The following is a 17,230-nucleotide window of genomic DNA, read 5'->3' as shown; positions in this document are numbered from 1 at the left end:
CCTTTTAATATCAGGGCATTCAAGGGAGTTGGTGTCAGGATCATAGTGATTGCGAGTGATGGCCTATGGCAGATCTATTTCCCCAAGCCACAAAACACAGGCAGAAAAAAACCCCTACTAGCGGGGCTTTAAGGTTCTGTGAGTTCCGGTGTAACCCCGGTGCCTCAGGAGTTGGTGGAGAAAGCGTCCCTTGAATAGCGTCTTTAAGATTCTGATTAATACCGTTTAAATTATAGAATTTTAGTCGCGTTACCCACGTTAAGACGGCTATGCACCGGTGGGAAAAGGCATAACATAGTCGCTTTTCTTGAGCCTAGCTATGCGGGAGATTGACCTAAAACCGTCGTCAGTGCTAAGGATCACTACAAAGCTCTCTAGCGTTCCCGTTAATATCTTTACCCCGAAAGGGCTCATAATTTATTATAAATAATTGATAAATTTATATAAATAATTATTTTATTAAAAAATGTACCACAATATATACCCCCTAAATCATTTCTGTACTGCGGAGTGATTCCCATGTTTGAGATTGGGCGTAGCAAGCTATAATGTGCCAAAAGAGAATTATAGCGCATGCATTAACGGGCGGCTGGTAATTGCGATCAGGACAAAGCAGGGAACTGGCTCCAGGCCGGGTCTCTGCTTTCACTATTCCATTAAAGTATCTTTTTAAGCGGCCCGTGATCTACCTAGCACGAAGAAGGGTTCTACTCTGTTTCCATGGTTGCGCTTCAATAAAGTTGCAGAGAGGCGGACTGAGCTGCTTAGTGTCATAAAGGACTTCATCGATCAGCTTTCGAACCCTTTCACATAATGTACTTGGTAAGTCTTCTATGCTTGATCAAATGTCCGCATTGTTCTCTAAGCGGACCTTTCTTACGGTGCCGCGACTGACCGTTTTGACCACAAAACGGACCTTTTGCCGAGCTGCGTAACCCCGTAATTCCCCCAAGGTTAACTGGAACTACTGACGCGTTGGAAATAGCTGGTGTTTCAAGGTTTGCTACTGAGACGTCTTCCCGTTGTCAGAAAGCGGTATTCAAGCGAGTAATCGATACGTGCATCCTCTACTCAGAATCAATCAGGCTTAAACTTTTAACGTGTTAAAAACGATGGCTGAGGGCCACGTCGACTCCCTGAGTCACCTGATCGATACCGCCTTGCACCGCCCAAGCCGAATTTAACTCATAACTGACTGCTAGGCGCCGACGGTTTCTCGGCCGCTCATCACTTGAGACCCCAAAATGATCGATCTCGGCCGAGAGCCGGGCTTGGCCAAGGCGCAAGCTGGCACTCACCGCCAGACCAGGGAAGACCCCTTCACCGGAAAAATACGTCAGCGTCGGCATCACTGAGAACTGGGTCTGAGTTCCACCCCAAGCCATACCGATAGCGGTCCTCACCTTATAATTCAGGCGATCCCCGTCGAAAGCACGAGACCATCCGGCGGTGAACCCCCATGAAAGCGGTCGTTCTACTACCGAGCGTTTTTTGGTAGCCGCCAGGGCAAGCAAATCCAGTTTTTCCAGCGAGACGTTTTCATTTCGCACGCTCAAGGTCGTATCCAGGTAACGAAAGCTACTCTCAGTAGCCAGCGCGAGGCTGTCAAAGGAACGATCAAAAAGACCGGGGCGAAAGCGTAAGGTAGTGCGATCGGCAGGGTTATTAAGCCAGCCGATCTCCAATAACCGAGGCCGTTCAGGACGGATCGGGTCAGGAGCGGGGCCAGATAGAGGTTTGGCAGGCAGGCTCATCAGTTGCGAGTAATCTGCCGGTGGTGCGCCGAGTGCCCGAAATTGACGTTGATAGATAGCTTGAGCCAATGGCAACAAATCGTTACCGTTTCGAGCAACCCACGCGGCCTTGTCGGGCGATGCAAGAAGCGCTTTTAGGACTTTCTGATCATTGTGTGGCAACGAATGGTAGGCAGCGAACAGAGCCTCCGAACGCGCGGGCATCTCACTAGAGCGAACTATTAAGTCCTTGTTGCGCAGGACACGAATGAGGCTCTGGGGGGAAACGAGGCCAGGAGCAACGTCGCCAAGCTCCGTCGGAAAGGCAATTTCCATCAGCTCCTGAATGCGTGTAGCGCAGTTACCCCAAAAGAAATTATAAGGCCGGTTCAGTGCCGCCAGCTCAAAGATGTGATAAAGCAATAATTTTTTATTGCCGGGCTGAACATCCAGCTCATAGGTCTGGATAGGACGCTGGTCTACCTCGATATATTCACTGATCATCTGGTGGTAGGGCGCCACATGGTACTGCCCTGGAATGGAGGAAAAAGCGCCCGCAGCCGTAATCTGAAGCATGCTTTCACCGCTATCAAGAGGAGCAAGAAATGCTAACGTTCGGGAGAAATATTCATTGTCCTTTTTCCGGAACTTTAGGAATATGTGACCGAAGTAAGACATCGGCGATGCAACCGACGGCCCGGCGAAGACCAGCTCCAGGGAATCTGAGTCCATAACCGACATAAATTCTTTCAACTTCGGACAGTCGGAGAAATCAAGCTCCTCGCCAAGCAGGCCCTCACGCTCCAAATAAAGCATACGGGCAGGAAAACGGCACTTGTACTGCTCCGTTGGCCCTGTCAACAGGGCGCGCATTTCCGCGGTAGGATCAACGGAAACATCGGTCAGGAAGAACGGAGAGGCTGTCAGATCTGTTAACACAGCTTGATCAGCAATCAGCAACTTGCGCCAGACGGAGTCATCCGTATTAGCCAAAGACTCATGCGACCCGAAAACCGACGCCAGCCACAGCATAAGTGTGAAGCGCCGATTGAGCCAACGACCGGGTGGAAACAATGTGAAGAGGTTAAATATTAGCAACGGCGATCGGCGTTCTTCAGCCCCAGATAAAGTTCATAGGCGCTGTCGGCATTCTCTGCAATGTCCTGAAGACACCCCAGATCAACTTGACTCGCACGTGATTGCAGCAGGCGCAGCAGACTCTTGACCCGTGGTCCCTTGGCCACGCTAATTTCATAGCGTAAGTGGGTGGCATTCTGAAGGACAAACCCCGCAAGATCGGGGTCCAGCCAATTCTCTCTACGTTGTTCCGGGATTTGAGAGGAAGCCGCAGCACCGCCAACCAGGGCCATCAGCAATACCGCAGTAAGCCCACAGGCCGCTCTGTTGATCAGATTCATTAGTTTACGGCGTTGGTCTCTTCATCTTTAGCCAACTCAACGAAATATGAGTTAGGCTCATATTCAAACGCTGCACCAGAAATCATGTCAGTCGTGGAATAATCCCAAAATATGCTCAGCACTGTAACCGGGTCATAGGACTTAGTAATATCACGGCTAACTGTCTTGTAGCCTTCCTTTTGAATCATGAACGCATCTTTTTTGTTCTTCTTGACGCTGAGAGAAACTGGTGTGGTCCCAACCCTCGCCCCGTCGAGATAAACATCCGCACCTTTTGGGTCACTGTTAAACGTCAGTGTTTGAGTGGTGCCAGAAATCACTGTGGCACAGCCAGACAGCGTTAGAACCACCAGAGCAGCTGAAGCTTGAATCAGAGACCGCATTGCTTTATTCATACAAAAACTCCACGTAGGTTGAATACTTCTTTTGTAGGCATTTTTTCTTTCCACCTGAGAAGGCGCTGGCACACTATCATTAATAATCAGCAATGTCATAAATTTCATTTAAAATCAGTGCCATTGGCTGCCATATTTACTTGCAGTTAACACCCATATGTGCTGGTGATTAACAGGTTGAGGTAGCCCTAAGAATTAAAAAGCTTCCCCAAGGTGAAATCTTCTGGGCCTTCCCGAGGCGGTTGAAAATAGCCTATCTCGGCGCGGCAAAAAGGTCCGCTTTCCAATGAAAGCTGGCCAAAATTGGTTGAGGTAAAAAGATTCGCTTTTATCAGTCGTTTGGCATTATTTAATCGACTCGCCCTTCGCAATTCTCCGTCATGCTCTGACTCCGCTTCGTTTTGAGCAGCTTCAAATTTCGATGTGCTCAGAAAGCTCAAGAGCATCATCAATCTCGACGCCCAGATATCTCACAGTGCTTTCAAGGCTTCTGTGTCCTAATAGTATCTGGACCGCTCTGAGATTCTTGGTCTGACGATAGATTAGCGCGACCTTGGTGCGTCTCATCGAATGAGTTCCGTAAGCCGTGCTGTCCAACCCAATAAACAAAAGCGAACCTTCGGAGCGCCGTCAATTACTCACTTTCTTCACCCTGAATTGGTTAAGAAACAAGATTTCATGATTGATGGTGAGCGATCAGGGAGTTTACCTGGTGACCCAAGGTTTCCGGGGGACGTGAAGGTTTTAATCAAGATGGAAGCCTTGCCTAAAGGCGAGTTACTGGTTAAAACATCAGTACCTATCCAAGATTTGGAGTTCAATGATGTTTTCTCGGCTAAATTTATGCGTGCTCTCGCTGCTCCTGGTCACCAGCGTGGCTCATGGCGGTTTCCCGCCATCTTGGTACATGAATGCTCTTGAAAAGCCTGACCCCAAAATCCTGGGTTACGTTGCCCAGTTTGAGGAAGATGCCTGCGTGATTACGGAGCGCGAGCTAAAAGACGCCGTGGCAAGCGTCATCACGGGATCGGAAGTTGAGCCAAAGCCAGGACGCCGCGGGGAAGTCCACTTGAGTGTCAGCGTCAGATGCCTCGACGTCGACCAGACCTCCGTCTTTTCCCTCGCCATTCAGTTTGGCAGAAAGGACTCCGACTCAACGGTGCTTTACGTTAGAGACTACGGCGAGATCTTCGCAGCTATGGAGGCTGACGCCGTGTTACAAAACATAAAAACCGCAGTCGAAGCCGCGATGACCGATTACACCTTGGCCAATTTCGACCGGTGATAGGGAATCGCACGCTTTGTGAATCCTCCATTTCTTTTTGGCCACGCTGGTTGCCGCGATGGAGCAACATGGTACCGAATGGCATGTTCGATACTGGCTGTACGTCGCTGCGGCCATTCCTGAACAGAGGCTGATTTTCTTCGAGGGCAAATCGTGGTCTATCCGCCTGAATGTTCGCTTTGCGACCTCAGCGTGCCTTGTTTCCGAATAGCGGACCGGGAAAAACCCTATCTGAAAAAGGTCCACTTCCATCACATATCGGCCCTTATTTTCAGGCAAGCAGCTCCAAATGACACAATCTTCTCGAGGACTTTCTAGTTGGCAATTGATCCTGCTGCAAGTAAGGCATAATGACTGATCGAAGTGGACGATTTGGCGTGGAAGTGCAAAGGGATCTGGGCCGGTAACGAGTGAAAACGTGTTACTCCCAAAACTGCTGGACGTGAGCTTTCCTACGATTCCATCAAATCTCAAACCTATATCACCTCCGTGAACCAAGGCGCTGAAAGTGCCTTCCCTCCCAATTCACAGAGGTATTTTCAATGCTCGAACCATGTCTCAACTGCCAATCTGTCTGGATTGGTAAGAAAAACTATGGCAAGAAAACGGCTGGTGTGGTTGATGCGTCTGCCGGCACTGATCCCGATTCCCGGGATGACTCTCGTTAAGTCATTTCGTAAATTCCATAGGAGAACAACCATGGCTCACCTTATTGAGCAGGTGGCCTATGTTGGCCAAACCCGGTGGAATGGCCGGGGTAATCAACTCACGACGAATCAGCCCCTGAAAGTCTGGGTCAAGTAAGCCGGTTTGGATTGGCAGCTCGAGGAAAGCCCCGTTCGCTACGTCACCAATGCCGGTGGCACCCTCGGGAAGATCCTGCCTTACCCGGATAGCAAGGTGCTGTAACGGTTAGACGCCAAAGCTCCGCTGTCTGTTGTTGGTAACCCTTTCAAAGTGGTCCAGCCCGAAGAAATTCTGGAGTTCTATCGGGATCTAACCGAGGTTTCCGGTTTTGAACTGGAAACAGCGAGCGTGCTGAAAGGTGGCCGGAAAATGTGGGCGCTTGCTCGCACCGGCCAGTCCGGTGTGCTGCAAGGCAATGATCAAACCAATGCCTATGTGCTGTTGGCTGCGGCTTGTGATGGCACCATGGCCACCACCGCGCAATTCATCAGCATTCGTGTGGTATGCAACAATACACTAGCTGTGGCGCTTAGGGACGCCACCGCTACTGCGGTAAAGGTGAAGCACAATACAGCCTTCGATGCGGACCTAGTGAAGAAGCAGCTCGGCATATCCGTCTCCGCTTGGGACGACTTCATGTATCGCTTGAAGACACTGGGCGAACGGAAAGTGAAGACCACCGAAGCCAGGAACTACTTCCTCAAGATGTTCACCGATGATTCCGGTAATGGGGTCGGCAAAACCAACGAGCGGTCCATGGCCAAAGCCCTCGGGCTGTATGAAGGCGATGGCATGGGCGCCACGCTGGCTTCATCCAAAGGTACTGCTTAAGGTTTGGTGAATGCTGTGACTGAATTCATCGATTACCAACACAACAGGCATTACAACAAAGACCAGTCTCAACTCGACCTATTCCAATAGAGAGCTTACAGCATCCGCTCAGCGTGTACGACCGGCTGCTGGAGGCTCGCCTATGAACCTGCAACATCAGCGTATTGAGCATGCTTGCGCAAGCCTCAAGCTCGATACCCTGGCCAGTGAATGGGCGGCCATCGCCGACCATGCTGCTTCAAACTAAGGCACCTTGGCTGACTTCCTGGAGCAGCTTTTGCATCTGGAACTGAACGCTCGATCACAACGATCCCGAGAGACTTTGTTGAAGTTCGCAGGCTTCCCGGGACGAAAGCTCTTTGAAGATTACGATTTCAAGTTCGCCAGCGGAGCCCCGCGCAAACAGCTGAACGAACTGACGAGCATGGCTTTCGTAGAGCGAGCAGAGAACGTGGTGCTTCTGGGCCCCAGTGGCGTCGGCAAAAGCCACCTGGCCATCAGTCTGAGTCACAAAGCCGTCAGCCAAAGCATTAAAACGCGTTTCATTGCCGCGGCTGACATGATGCTGCAACTGGTCATTGCCCGAAAGCAGGAGCGTCTGGATCAGTACTTAAAACGCAGTATCTTAACGCCCCGGCTATTGATCATCGACGAAATCGGCTTTCTACTATTTGGTCGCGAAGAGGCCAGTCTGTTCTTTAACGTCATAGCCAAACGCTACGAGCACGGCAGTGTCATCGTCACCAGTAACTTCCCATTCTCACAGTGGGCCAGTGCCTTCTATGGCGATACGACATTAACCGCTGCGCTATTGGATCGGCTGTTACACCACGCGCATAGCGTCCAAATCCGGGAATTTGGAACAGTGAGTAACTTTATGACGGCCGGAGGCTTCCCGGTCATCAGGCGCCTCACTCAGGGCGGCGATATTACCATTTGGGTTGATGTCCGAGATCATTGAACTACTACACAAACACACTAAATTGGTGTCTGTTACCCAATCATCCCAGTTGTTTGCGCCAGCGATTTTCAATGGTGTCTAGCTCGGCTGGGCCGTAATAGGCGTGGTCATGGGCTCCATAATACGCCCACAGTTGATCGCCGAAATCGTAGTGCCACCACTCGCTGGGTAGGTTGGTGAAGCCTTGTTGACGCATGGAGTGGTAAAGCAAGCGGCGATGATCCCGCGCTTTTTGTTGCTGCGGCGTTAGTGCTTTCAGGTGCTCGAAATAGTCACTGTGGGAGGCAGGCACTGCCTCGTCAAACAAAGTGCCCATATCTAAAGGTAAACCATCGGCATCGCATAACGTGACATCGACGGCGCCGCCGGTGAGGTGAGGGCTGGGAGCTAAGGGGTCGCGACTAGGTACCGACACAAACTCCCTTGTTCGCTCTAACAGCGCGGTTGTGCTGAGATCAGGCTGGTGGTGCCGGATTGCTTCGTGCAGGGTGTCGAACAAATACTGTTGCACCTGCCATGGACGCCATCCGTCTAAAACGATTATACCTATGCCGTCGGGTAAGCTACGTGCCGCAGCGAGCAGCGCCCGATAAACACCTTCACGTACAAAACATTCCTGCACCGCACCAGGAATGCCCATCCGAGCATAGGCGGGGAACACGCTGATCGGTGTAGGCGCGAGGCTCATTGGTACCAGGCGCTCACCGTTATCTTTAATGGGGGCGCAGCGTAGCCGTTCCCAGCACGGGGCTGGATGACTGGGTATAAGTGGCAAGGCGTTCAATAGTGTATTCAAAGGCATTGTCTTATCCAAACAGGGTAGGGAGCCACAGCGTTAGCGGTGGGAAAAGGATTAGTAGAATAAGTACCGCAATAGCCGTTAGCACAAAGGGCCAAATGGTTTTGAACAGTGAGACAATCTCAAGCCGACTAACGGCCGCGGCCACGAAAACGCAGGCGCCCAATGGCGGTGTTATCAAGGCAATCGTAATATTCAAAGTGATGATGACACCCAGATGGACGGGATCGATTCCTGCCATCATGGCCACTGGCGCAAAGACTGGCGTTAGTAACATCAACGCCGACACTTCTTCCATAAACATCCCCGTGAAGAATGTGATAACGCTGAGCATTAGTAAAATGACGACGCCATTGTCCACATAGGGAGAAAGTAGTGACACGAATTGCGCTGGAACCTGAGCATACGAGAGTAGCCAGCTAATCGTAGCGGAAGCTGCCATAATCAGAAAAATCGCAGAAGTTAGGCGTGCCGTATCAACGATAGCTTTCCAGCATTCCTTCAAGCGTAACCCACCGAGAAAGACACCGCACAAGGCGACATATAGCGCTGTCAAAGCTCCAGATTCCGTAGGGGTAACAAAACCAAAAACAATGCCTGCGACGATAATGAAGGGAGCGACAAGCGCGGGCAGGGCCGCTAAAAACGCTACTCCAAGCTGGCCGAACGATGGCAACTTGCCACTTTTTGGCAGTCGATGGCGCCAGGCATACCAAGCGTTCATTCCCATGAATGCAGCACCTAGCAACAGCCCAGGTATAACGCCCGCCAGAAAAAGATCCCCGACCGAGGTGTTCGTTAGTGAGGCGTAGAGAATCATAAATATACTGGGCGGAATGATCGGACCGATCAACGAGCTGCCCGCGGTCAATCCAGCCGAAAAGGCTCTTGAGTACCCTTCTTTCTCCATGGCGGGTACCAAAAGCGAACCGAGTGCCGACGTGTCGGCCACTGCTGAGCCATTAATGCCTGCAAAGAAAACACTCGAAACGACGTTGACGTGGCCCATGCCTCCCCGTAAGTGCCCGACCATCAGGCGTGCCAGCCCCATTAAACGTTCCGTTAACCCGCTGACGTTCATCAGATTACCGGCGAAGATGAATAGCGGAATAGCCATCAGGGAAAAAACATTAATACCGCTAAAAAATTGCTGGGGCATCATCCGTGGAATCATCGAGGGATCGACAAACAAAAAACCTACGATCGCTGTTGTAATCAATGCGATGAATAAAGGAAGGCCCAGTAAAACGTGGATAAGAAAAACGACCAACATGCTAAGAATCATATCTGGTCCTCTATGGACTTTAGAGGCGCGGGTCCGTAAAGCAGCACATGCCAAGCCAGTAATAAAAAGCCAAAAGGCAACGAGAGTAGTGGCACTGTGCGGCTAATGCCAAGCCCGGACGTGGTAAACATGCTGACCGATAGCGCATAGCGGTAGCTTACCCATGCCGCTCCCACGGCTATTAGCAGAGTAAGCAGCCATTGATACAGGTTCAGTAAACGAGCGAATGGAGCTGAAAGCAGTTTTTCCAGGAGACCGACGCGCATGTGGCCCCCTTCCGACCAGACGGCACCAGCCGCAATCATGACGGTGGCTATGATCAAGAAGCGAGAGAGCTCATCTGTCCAGATAGGGGCGCCGCCCGCAATGTAGCGTGCAAAAACACCAAACAAAATAGCCGCAACATTGAGGGATAATAAAGCCCCCGCTAGGGTTAGAGTGGACGGACAGCTTATAAGCAGTAGGCGGGATCGAAGCTTATTGAGCATTGCAGCATTCCATGAGGCACAAAAAATAGAGGGCTGGCGAGGCACCAGCCCTCTGTCGCGGCAAAGGTGTTAGCCGTTGATTAGTCGAGCAGACTGCTCACGCCTGCATCTTTCAGCGCCATATCAATCCAGCGTTGCTCAATGTCACGCTCTTTTAGCCATTTAAGATAGGCGGGCTGGCCAATGTTGCGGAAAGCAGCCAGGTCCTCTTCAGGAGGGCGAATAACTTCCATGCCTTGCTCTTCCAGGTAAGCGATACGCTTTTCAACCTGATCCTCGTTATGCTCTCTGGCATTGTGGTTAGCCTCGGCGACGGCTTCCATAAAGGCACTGCGAATCTCCTCGTCCCAATTTGCAATCATCTCGCTATTGCCGACAAGAAATTGGTTGGAGTATTGAATATTCGCAAGGGTCAGATATTTTTGCACTTCATGAAGGCTGCCCAGGGCAATGTACATCGGCGGGTTCATTTGGCCGTCAGCTACACCCGTCCGTAGGGCCATATAAGTTTCGGTCCAGGGAATGGGCGTGCCGGATGCACCAAATGCCTCATAGAGTGCCACCTGACTCGGGTCCATGGCGCGGAAGCGAAGACCTTGAAAGTCTTCAGGGCGGCTGATGGGTTTTTTGTTATTGGTGAACGCCAAAAAGCCTCCCTCTTCCACGACCGCCAACATATCGATACCGGCACGCTCCTGCAGCACATCGCCGACTTCCTGCCAGTACTGACCTTTATCGAAGAAGCTGCGTGCCGCAGCAAAATCATCGAACAGGAATGGAATAGCACTGACGAATATTTCATCGACGAGAGGTGAAACTCCAGCAAAGGATGCGACGTTGAGCGACGGTGTGCTCATAGTCTGCTCCATGCGCTCCTGCTCTTCTCCCAACATACTGTTGGGATACAGGGCTAACTGAATCTGATCTTTGGTTTTTTCTTCAACCAACTCTTTTAGATTAGTGGCGAAAACGTGCACGGCGTTCTTTTCTAGGTCAGGGGCTCCGTTGTAGCTCAGATTAATCGTGGTTGCTGCAAGGGCATTTCCTGCCATTAAGGCGGAGCCAATCAGGCAAGCTGATATGAGTCGCTTGGGTGCAAATTTTTGTCTCATGATAGTAAATTTCCTGTTTTATTTTGATTAGTTGCGAGGTATTACGTGCAAGCACTCAGACTTATCAGGGATGTCTGGTAGAAGACTATGTGTTGAAGTGTTGACTATGCAATACCTAAAGTGTGGACTTTATTGCAACAGTCTAGGTGCGTCAGCCGAGAAAAAGCGCATTCCTTTTTGTAAATGATCGATACAAGCGGCTGACGCTATCGTTAACTCTTGGCCCTTTAGACTCACAATTTGCGCGTGGGTATCGTTCATAACGGGATATTGCATGGGTAGCGTGAAAATTTCTCCGCGTTTTATTTCATCCATGACTGTGAGCTCCGGCATAAACGTAACTCCAATCCCTGAACGGACGAAATTTTTTAAAACGGATACAGAATTCGTATGAAGGCGCGCTTCCAGGTGAACACGCTCCTGGTGAGCTGCCATATTTACCATTTGCCGCATACCGAAAGGATTATCCATTAACGCAAGAGGCCAACCTTTTAGATCATTCAACGTTACGGGTCGATTCAGTTCAATTAACGGATGATTAGGAGGAACAATAACATCGAGAGGCTGGCGCGTTTCCACATGGCAGAAAAACTGCGGATCTACCGGCGGTGCGTAAAGTAGCGCTATATCGACTTCACGATCTTTGAGTAGTGACATCGCTTCGTTAACGCCGGCCATGCGAATTTCTACATTAATACCAGTAAACGCTGACATGAACGTGCCCAAAGGTGCGGCGATCAAATCAGCAATAAATCCTTCCCCAACGGCAATGCGAACTTCCCCTTTTACTAAGTTTTGAAGTGCCATGAGTTGAGACAGTACGGCTTCTTCTGATGCCCGCTGGGCATGAAAATGATGAACAAGTAGCTGGCCCGCAGCAGTCGCTCGCATTCCGCGACCGTGCCGCTCGCACAGTCGGGTATTTAGCTCTTCTTCAAGCGCTTTTAATTGACGGCTAACGGCAGAAGCATCGACATTCAGATGAGCCGCAGCGCGCCTAAGGGATCCGCGGCGAATGACTTCGTTTAGGTAGGTTAACGCACGCTGGCTGAACATAAAAAGTGCCTGTTTTGAGTGTCATATGTCGTAACGGTGCAGCGAGATGGTTCAACGATTCCAAGCACCAACCTAGGTGGTGATATTGCCACAATAAACGTGGTGTTTGATGACCAGAAATGACCGTTGCCTGGTCTCCAACACTGGTCACTGTATAAAATGAGGTGTCGTTCGTAGATATTTTGACCGCTATCTGACTTTAGAGGCGAGTTTTCTGGTCAGGAAGTCGAAAAATGTCCGTCAAACCATCATTTCCTTTTTAAGCTGCTCCAATTTGACCTGCTATCCTCCAGGCAAAGGCGCCGCCTTGAGCTTTTTGATCGCCACTCGGCTCTGGGCTTCGGAAAGTTTCAGCCTGGTCAGTGCTTTTTTCAATTCGCTGAGTTTCACGCAATTGGCTGGGGTGACGGTGAAGCTTCGCAGTAGCTCGCCTTCAGGGCGTGATTTCCATCGCAGCTTTGATTCTGCCACGTGTCGCACTTCAACAATGTCATTGCCAACCGAAAACGTGCTGCTGGCACCGTTACTCCAAAACACCGTTCTGACGGGAGCCTGGGTTTGAAGGCCAAGTCGATAGGCGGACTCAATGCCCTGCCTTAACAGTATGTAGCCGTTCTGCTGTGCCCACTTTTTGGCTATCTGTTCTGCGCTTGCCGTAATTTCGATTGATAGCATGCTGGCGAATGCCTTGGGGCGCACACAAATGCCTTTGGCTACTCTTACAATTATGCCTTTCTGCATAAGCCTGCTCAGCGTTTTGTGCGCAGACGTAGCTGTACTCATTTCGTGGAACTGTCTGATGGAAAACGGGAATCCCCACCTCATGCGCTGCAGTTGATGCAAGATCTTCTCTGACGTGGATATGCTTTAATCTGACATAAATAAAACGCAGTCAATCTTTAGTAGCCCTTTAATATTAGGGCATTTAAGGGAGTTGGTGTCAGGATCATAGTGATTGCGAGTGATTGCCTATGGCAGATCTATTTCCCTAAGCCATAAAACACAGGCAGAAAAAAGCCCCGACTAGCGGGGCTTTAAAGTTCTATGAGTTCCGGTGTAATCCCGGTGCCTCAGGAGTTGGTGGAGACGGCGGGAATTGAACCCGCGTCCGCCAGCACTGTGCCTTAGGATCTACATGCTTGTGTCCTTCTACTGATTTAACTTCAGGCTACCCGAAGGCCAGGGCGCAAGAAGCGAGTTCTTTAGATCTTAGTCGTTAACCAGTGAACTCTGGATAACGAAGCATCCCGTAAGCGATGACGTCCTGAAATGTAGCTCTGGGCTACGGGCGACCCAGTCAGGACGACTAGCAGCTTACGCTGCTAGTGAGTAGTTTTCGTCGTTTGCGACTATTGCGTTGCAGCTTTGGATTAACGAGATTCGCTGCCATCTCGACATGCACCCAAGGGTTCGCCACCAGCGTCGAAGCCATGTCGTCCCCTTACACACATTATATGTGGCTACTCCGGCTAACTTCAAGGGCTGCGTGCCAGAGAATTTAAGCCGATTGCCTGCGCTCGCGCCGAGGGGGCTTGGTTTTGACATCGGCAGCGAGTAGTTTTGCGGGGGGTTCAAGTTCGATACCGGCCGTTTTGGCCAACTCGTAAAAGCTGTCGTGGAAGTAGTCCATGATGGCGTTGGGGCAGGCTTGAATGCCTTGGTCTACGGTAATGCCGAAATGCACGCTACCGGCGTAGCTGAATATGCTCATACCAATGCCAATGCTGCCGCTTTGTGGGACCCAGAACATAGGTTGGCGCAGCTTACTGCCGGCCAGATAGACCGCTTCCCGCGGGCCGGGCACGTTGGTCAGTACGGCTGAGGCTTTGTTACTGAGCATTGCCAAGGCCCGGCGTTCGAGCATGCCCGGGCCGCGGCCAAAAAGATCCAGCAGGCTGTAGGTTACCTGCGCCTGGTAAGACCGCTTGAGCTCGTTCATAGTGTTTTGAATCTGCTGAAAACGTGCCTTTGGCCCGTCAATTTCGATGGGCAGGCTAACCAGCATCAAGCCAAACTGATTGCCCAGTACGGAAATGGGCTGGTTCAGCGGTCGCAAATTAAACGGCACAGCTACGCGGATCCCGCAGTCGGGAATCGCCTCATTGCTTTCCAAAAGGTGGCGGCGTATAGCGCCGGTTGCAGCGCACAGCAGCGTATCATTAATAGTGCCGCCCATGGCTTTGGCGCAGTGCTTGACGTCGTTCAGGTTCAGAGCTTCGGTCCAGGCCACTTGTTTGCGACCGCACAGCGGTCGACGCAGACCGGTTTTCGGATCAAAGGGCATCAAACCGAGATTCAGCAAGTCCAGGGCGATATCGCCAGCGGTGCCAGCCAGACGCAGAGCGTAGCCTGGCTCTGAGCGCAGTGACTGGAACAGAATGCTGGCTTGCTGGCCCGCGACCTGTGCACTGCTGACGGCTTTGTGCATCCAGCGGCTCAGGGGTTTTAACACGGCTTTTTCAGGCCTGGTTGGCCGCGGTTTTGGTATATAGGGTTGCGGTGTTGGGTCGGTGAGTGACAGCAGTACCCGCACCAGCGATATACCATCGGCAATGCAGTGATGAATGCGCACAATCAGCGCGCAGCCACCCTGGTAATTGTCGACGTAATCGATCTGCCACAGCGGCCGTCGAAAATCCATGACGCTGCTGTTCAAGTCACTCACCAGCGCTTGAAGTTCGGTTTTGTCGGCGCTGCCGGGCAGGGCTCGGCGATGCACGTGGTTATCCAAGTTAAACAGCGGGTCGTCTTGCCAGTATGCTTTGCTGCTTTTTTCCACAACGCGCTGACGAAAACGACGAAATTTCAGAAAACGCTCGTTCAGAACCCGTTTTAGGTCGGCGATGGCGATGGCCGCGTCAAAAATCAGCACCGATGAAATCATCATCGGGTTTTCTGGCGTGTCCATGCGCAGCCAGGATAGGTCGACACCTGACATGGGGATTTGCGTAATTTTGCTCATGCGCCTTCCCTATTCTGTGCGCCGCCATTCTTTGGGGCGTTTTCTTAGATATTAGCCTCGCGCAACACCCGTTGCTTCTGGCGGTTCCAATCCCGTTCTTTCTCGGTGGCGCGCTTGTCGAACAGTTTTTTGCCTTTCACCAGCGCGATCTCGCACTTCACTTTGTTCTTTTTCCAATACAGCGCTAATGGTATGCAGGTACGGCCTTCTTGGCCGACTGAATCCACAATTTTAGCGATTTCTTTGGCGTGCAATAACAGTTTTCGAGTCCGAGTAGGGTCCGCAATGACGTGGGTTGACGCAGTGGTCAGTGGCGTAATATGGGTCCCCAACAGCCAAGCTTCGCCGTCTTTCAGCAGCACGTAAGAGTCGGTCAGCTGCGTTTTGCCTGCGCGCATGGACTTTACTTCCCAGCCCAGCAGCGAAAGACCGGCCTCAAAGCGGTCCTCAATGTGGTATTCGTGTTTGGCTTTTTTGTTCAGCGCGATGGTACTACTTGAAGTACCGGGTTTTTTCTTGCTCATGAATCCGTTATCCGACGTCGCACGAATGTACCGGCCGGCGATTGCTGGTCCGGCAAAGCGCCTATTGTAGCCCAGGAGTGCCAGACCGGTCACGAATTCACCCGCCTGCTGGCAACAGGTCGTGCGCTGCAACCGGTATCGGCTACAATGGGCGATCATTTTTGACCGGATTGTTCATGCCGCCGCATCTTCAGGCACAGATGGGATCGTTTACCCGCAAGTCCACGTTTTTTTGGGCGGCGACGGGCGCTACTGTGGGGCTGGCCAACTTTTGGCAATTTCCCTATCTGGCCAGTCGCCACGGCGGCGGGCTTTTTATCCTGCTTTATTTGGCATGCCTGTTGTTAATCACTCTGCCACTGGCGATTACTGAAACGTCTTTTGGCCGCTATAGCCGTCATGGAATAGTGCGAGCAATGGACAACTTCGTGCTCACTGCCAAGCGCTCCCGCAATTGGATATGGCTGGGTTACTTGAGTGTGTTGGCAGCCTTTGTGGTGTTGTCTTATACGGCTGTATTTGGCGCTATTGCGTTGGCCTGGGTGTTTTATGGCGCCAGTGGGGATTTTACCGGTAATACCGCCGCCCATGCGGCAAGCGTATTGTCACGCCTGGTGTCTGACCCGCAACGGTACCCGGTGTTCATGGCCTGGCACGGTTTCTTTTTGTTGCTGGTGGCCGGTGTGTCTATGCGCGGCGTTGTTCGCGGTCTGGAGCGGGCGTTTCGCCTGCTGGTGCCGGCCACTCTGATTTTGCTGATGGGGTTTGTCGGATTTGCGGTCTATTTTGGTGAGGCGGGTGCCGCTATGGCCCGCTTTCTGGCGTTACATCCTCAAGATGTGACTATGGACAGCGTTAAAGCGGCGTTGTTTCATGCCTTTTTTACCCTTGGTTTGGGAGTGGGTGTGTGGGCCATTTTCGGTGCTTATAGCTCGCCACACACCCGTTTGAAACGTTCTGTTCTGGCCGTGGTTTTGCTGGATACGCTGGTTGCCGTGTTGGCTGGCCTGGCGCTGTTTGCGGTGGTAGTGGATGTCGATGGTAATCAAGCCAACAGGGGTTTTGGCCTGTTGTTTGTAGCCCTTCCTGCGGCGCTGGGTCAGCTGCCTGCCAGTCAGGTTGTTATTGCCCTGCTGTTTTTGATGTTGGTGATGGTGATTTGGGCAAGCGCTCTGGCGCTGATGGAGCCGGTGATTGGCTGGCTGCGGGAACGCACGGATCTGTCGCGGGGTAAAGCGACCTTAATGGCTCTGGTTTCCTGTTGGCTGTGGGGCCTGCTGTCGCTGTATTCATTGAATATATGGAGCAGTTATCGGCCCGCAGGTGCAACACTGTTTCGCTGGTTGGAACTGATCTCTGGTGGCGTTTTTATACCGGCTGTTGGGGTGATGGTGTCGTTGTTTGCTGGCTGGTGCCTTACCCGGCGGTTATTGCGAAAAATTCTAGGCAATACGCCCGGTTGGGTGTTTGATGGCTGGTACTGGGTGATGCGTTGGGTGTTGCCGCTGGTGGTTGTGTACATTGGCCTGCAGTACACAGTGTTTTCGCTAAGCCAGTGGTGTGATGGCGACAGTCGTACTTTCTGGTGCGATGGCAACGCCCGGGCCGAAGTGAGTTCGGCCCCGCAAAGGCTGCCAGAAGCACGTTTATCTTCGAATTAGTTCCAGGTTTACCCCTTTATTAGATAGGACCGC

Annotated in this window: 14 protein-coding genes, 1 other RNA gene and 4 pseudogenes; 6 read left to right on the top strand and 13 right to left on the bottom strand. The window is 51.6% G+C overall.

Annotated elements, in window-relative coordinates; genetic code table 11:
• Positions 1-1,103: 1,103 nt before the first annotated feature.
• The 4 genes and pseudogenes from ABA45_RS15980 to ABA45_RS19520 form a co-directional block, all read right to left on the bottom strand.
• Entirely contained in the window at positions 1,104-2,765 is a 1,662-nt protein-coding gene (locus tag ABA45_RS15980; protein ID WP_048387802.1) for a lipoprotein N-acyltransferase Lnb domain-containing protein, read from the bottom strand.
• Positions 2,766-2,824: 59 nt separating this feature from the next.
• Positions 2,825-3,151, bottom strand: coding sequence for a hypothetical protein (locus ABA45_RS15975; protein WP_048387800.1), 327 nt, complete (start codon positions 3,149-3,151; stop codon positions 2,825-2,827).
• On the bottom strand, positions 3,151-3,654 hold the full coding sequence (locus ABA45_RS15970; RefSeq protein ID WP_198146999.1) for a PEGA domain-containing protein: 504 nt from the start codon (positions 3,652-3,654) through the stop codon (positions 3,151-3,153). Before ABA45_RS15970 ends, ABA45_RS15975 begins: the two co-directional genes overlap by 1 nt.
• 303 nt (positions 3,655-3,957) lie before the next feature.
• Positions 3,958-4,149: pseudogene (locus ABA45_RS19520) on the bottom strand (tyrosine-type recombinase/integrase); the annotation flags it as partial.
• On the opposite strand from ABA45_RS19520, the gene ABA45_RS19115 reads away from it, so the two are divergent.
• The 5 genes and pseudogenes from ABA45_RS19115 to istB all read left to right on the top strand — a co-directional run bounded on the left by ABA45_RS19115 (position 4,117) and on the right by istB (position 7,310).
• A complete protein-coding gene (locus ABA45_RS19115) occupies positions 4,117-4,467 on the top strand; it encodes a hypothetical protein (protein WP_198147197.1) in 351 nt (116 codons plus the stop codon). The pseudogene ABA45_RS19520 and the gene ABA45_RS19115 sit on opposite strands and share 33 nt — an antisense overlap.
• Entirely contained in the window at positions 4,454-4,831 is a 378-nt protein-coding gene (locus ABA45_RS15960) for a hypothetical protein (RefSeq protein WP_264753043.1), read from the top strand. Before ABA45_RS19115 ends, ABA45_RS15960 begins: the two co-directional genes overlap by 14 nt.
• A 921-nt stretch (positions 4,832-5,752) precedes the next feature.
• A pseudogene (locus tag ABA45_RS15955) lies at positions 5,753-6,349 on the top strand (DUF932 domain-containing protein); the annotation flags it as partial.
• Positions 6,350-6,375: 26 nt separating this feature from the next.
• Positions 6,376-6,495: pseudogene (locus tag ABA45_RS19830) on the top strand (IS21 family transposase); the annotation flags it as partial.
• Positions 6,492-7,310 (top strand): annotated as a pseudogene (gene istB, locus ABA45_RS15950) (IS21-like element helper ATPase IstB). The pseudogenes ABA45_RS19830 and istB, both read left to right, overlap by 4 nt.
• Positions 7,311-7,350: 40 nt before the next feature.
• Here the strand turns inward: istB and ABA45_RS15945 are convergent.
• The 9 genes from ABA45_RS15945 to smpB form a co-directional block, all read right to left on the bottom strand.
• Entirely contained in the window at positions 7,351-8,112 is a 762-nt protein-coding gene (locus tag ABA45_RS15945) for a M15 family metallopeptidase (protein ID WP_227506059.1), read from the bottom strand.
• A gap of 4 nt (positions 8,113-8,116) precedes the next feature.
• Positions 8,117-9,394, bottom strand: coding sequence for a TRAP transporter large permease (locus ABA45_RS15940; RefSeq protein ID WP_048387793.1), 1,278 nt, complete (start codon positions 9,392-9,394; stop codon positions 8,117-8,119).
• Complete coding sequence (locus ABA45_RS15935; protein WP_048387791.1) at positions 9,391-9,882, bottom strand: TRAP transporter small permease; 492 nt, start codon at positions 9,880-9,882, stop codon at positions 9,391-9,393. Before ABA45_RS15935 ends, ABA45_RS15940 begins: the two co-directional genes overlap by 4 nt.
• 80 nt (positions 9,883-9,962) lie before the next feature.
• Positions 9,963-10,994 (bottom strand): TRAP transporter substrate-binding protein DctP, encoded by a 1,032-nt coding sequence (gene dctP, locus ABA45_RS15930; protein WP_048387789.1) that lies wholly within the window; start codon positions 10,992-10,994, stop codon positions 9,963-9,965.
• Between the two features lie 129 nt (positions 10,995-11,123).
• The gene (locus tag ABA45_RS15925; RefSeq protein WP_048387787.1) at positions 11,124-12,050 is read right to left on the bottom strand and encodes a LysR family transcriptional regulator; all 927 of its coding nucleotides are present in this window, start codon (positions 12,048-12,050) and stop codon (positions 11,124-11,126) included.
• Between the two features lie 282 nt (positions 12,051-12,332).
• Complete coding sequence (locus tag ABA45_RS15920; protein WP_227506058.1) at positions 12,333-12,893, bottom strand: DUF6088 family protein; 561 nt, start codon at positions 12,891-12,893, stop codon at positions 12,333-12,335.
• Positions 12,894-13,128: 235 nt separating this feature from the next.
• Positions 13,129-13,491: a transfer-messenger RNA gene (gene ssrA / locus ABA45_RS18725) on the bottom strand.
• Between the two features lie 57 nt (positions 13,492-13,548).
• Entirely contained in the window at positions 13,549-15,012 is a 1,464-nt protein-coding gene (locus ABA45_RS15915) for a wax ester/triacylglycerol synthase family O-acyltransferase (protein WP_048387783.1), read from the bottom strand.
• A gap of 44 nt (positions 15,013-15,056) precedes the next feature.
• A complete protein-coding gene (smpB, locus tag ABA45_RS15910; protein ID WP_041635679.1) occupies positions 15,057-15,536 on the bottom strand; it encodes an SsrA-binding protein SmpB in 480 nt (159 codons plus the stop codon).
• Between the two features lie 176 nt (positions 15,537-15,712).
• On the opposite strand from smpB, the gene ABA45_RS15905 reads away from it, so the two are divergent.
• Positions 15,713-17,197 carry a sodium-dependent transporter gene (locus tag ABA45_RS15905; protein WP_048387781.1) on the top strand — a complete coding sequence of 495 codons (1,485 nt, stop codon included), beginning with the start codon at positions 15,713-15,715 and terminating at the stop codon, positions 17,195-17,197.
• The last annotated feature ends 33 nt before the right edge of the window (positions 17,198-17,230 follow it).

This window comes from Marinobacter psychrophilus (assembly GCF_001043175.1).
Classification (GTDB): Bacteria; Pseudomonadota; Gammaproteobacteria; order Pseudomonadales; family Oleiphilaceae; genus Marinobacter; species Marinobacter psychrophilus.
Note: the sequence above shows the minus strand (reverse complement) of the source record. Positions and strands in the feature narration are given on the sequence as shown.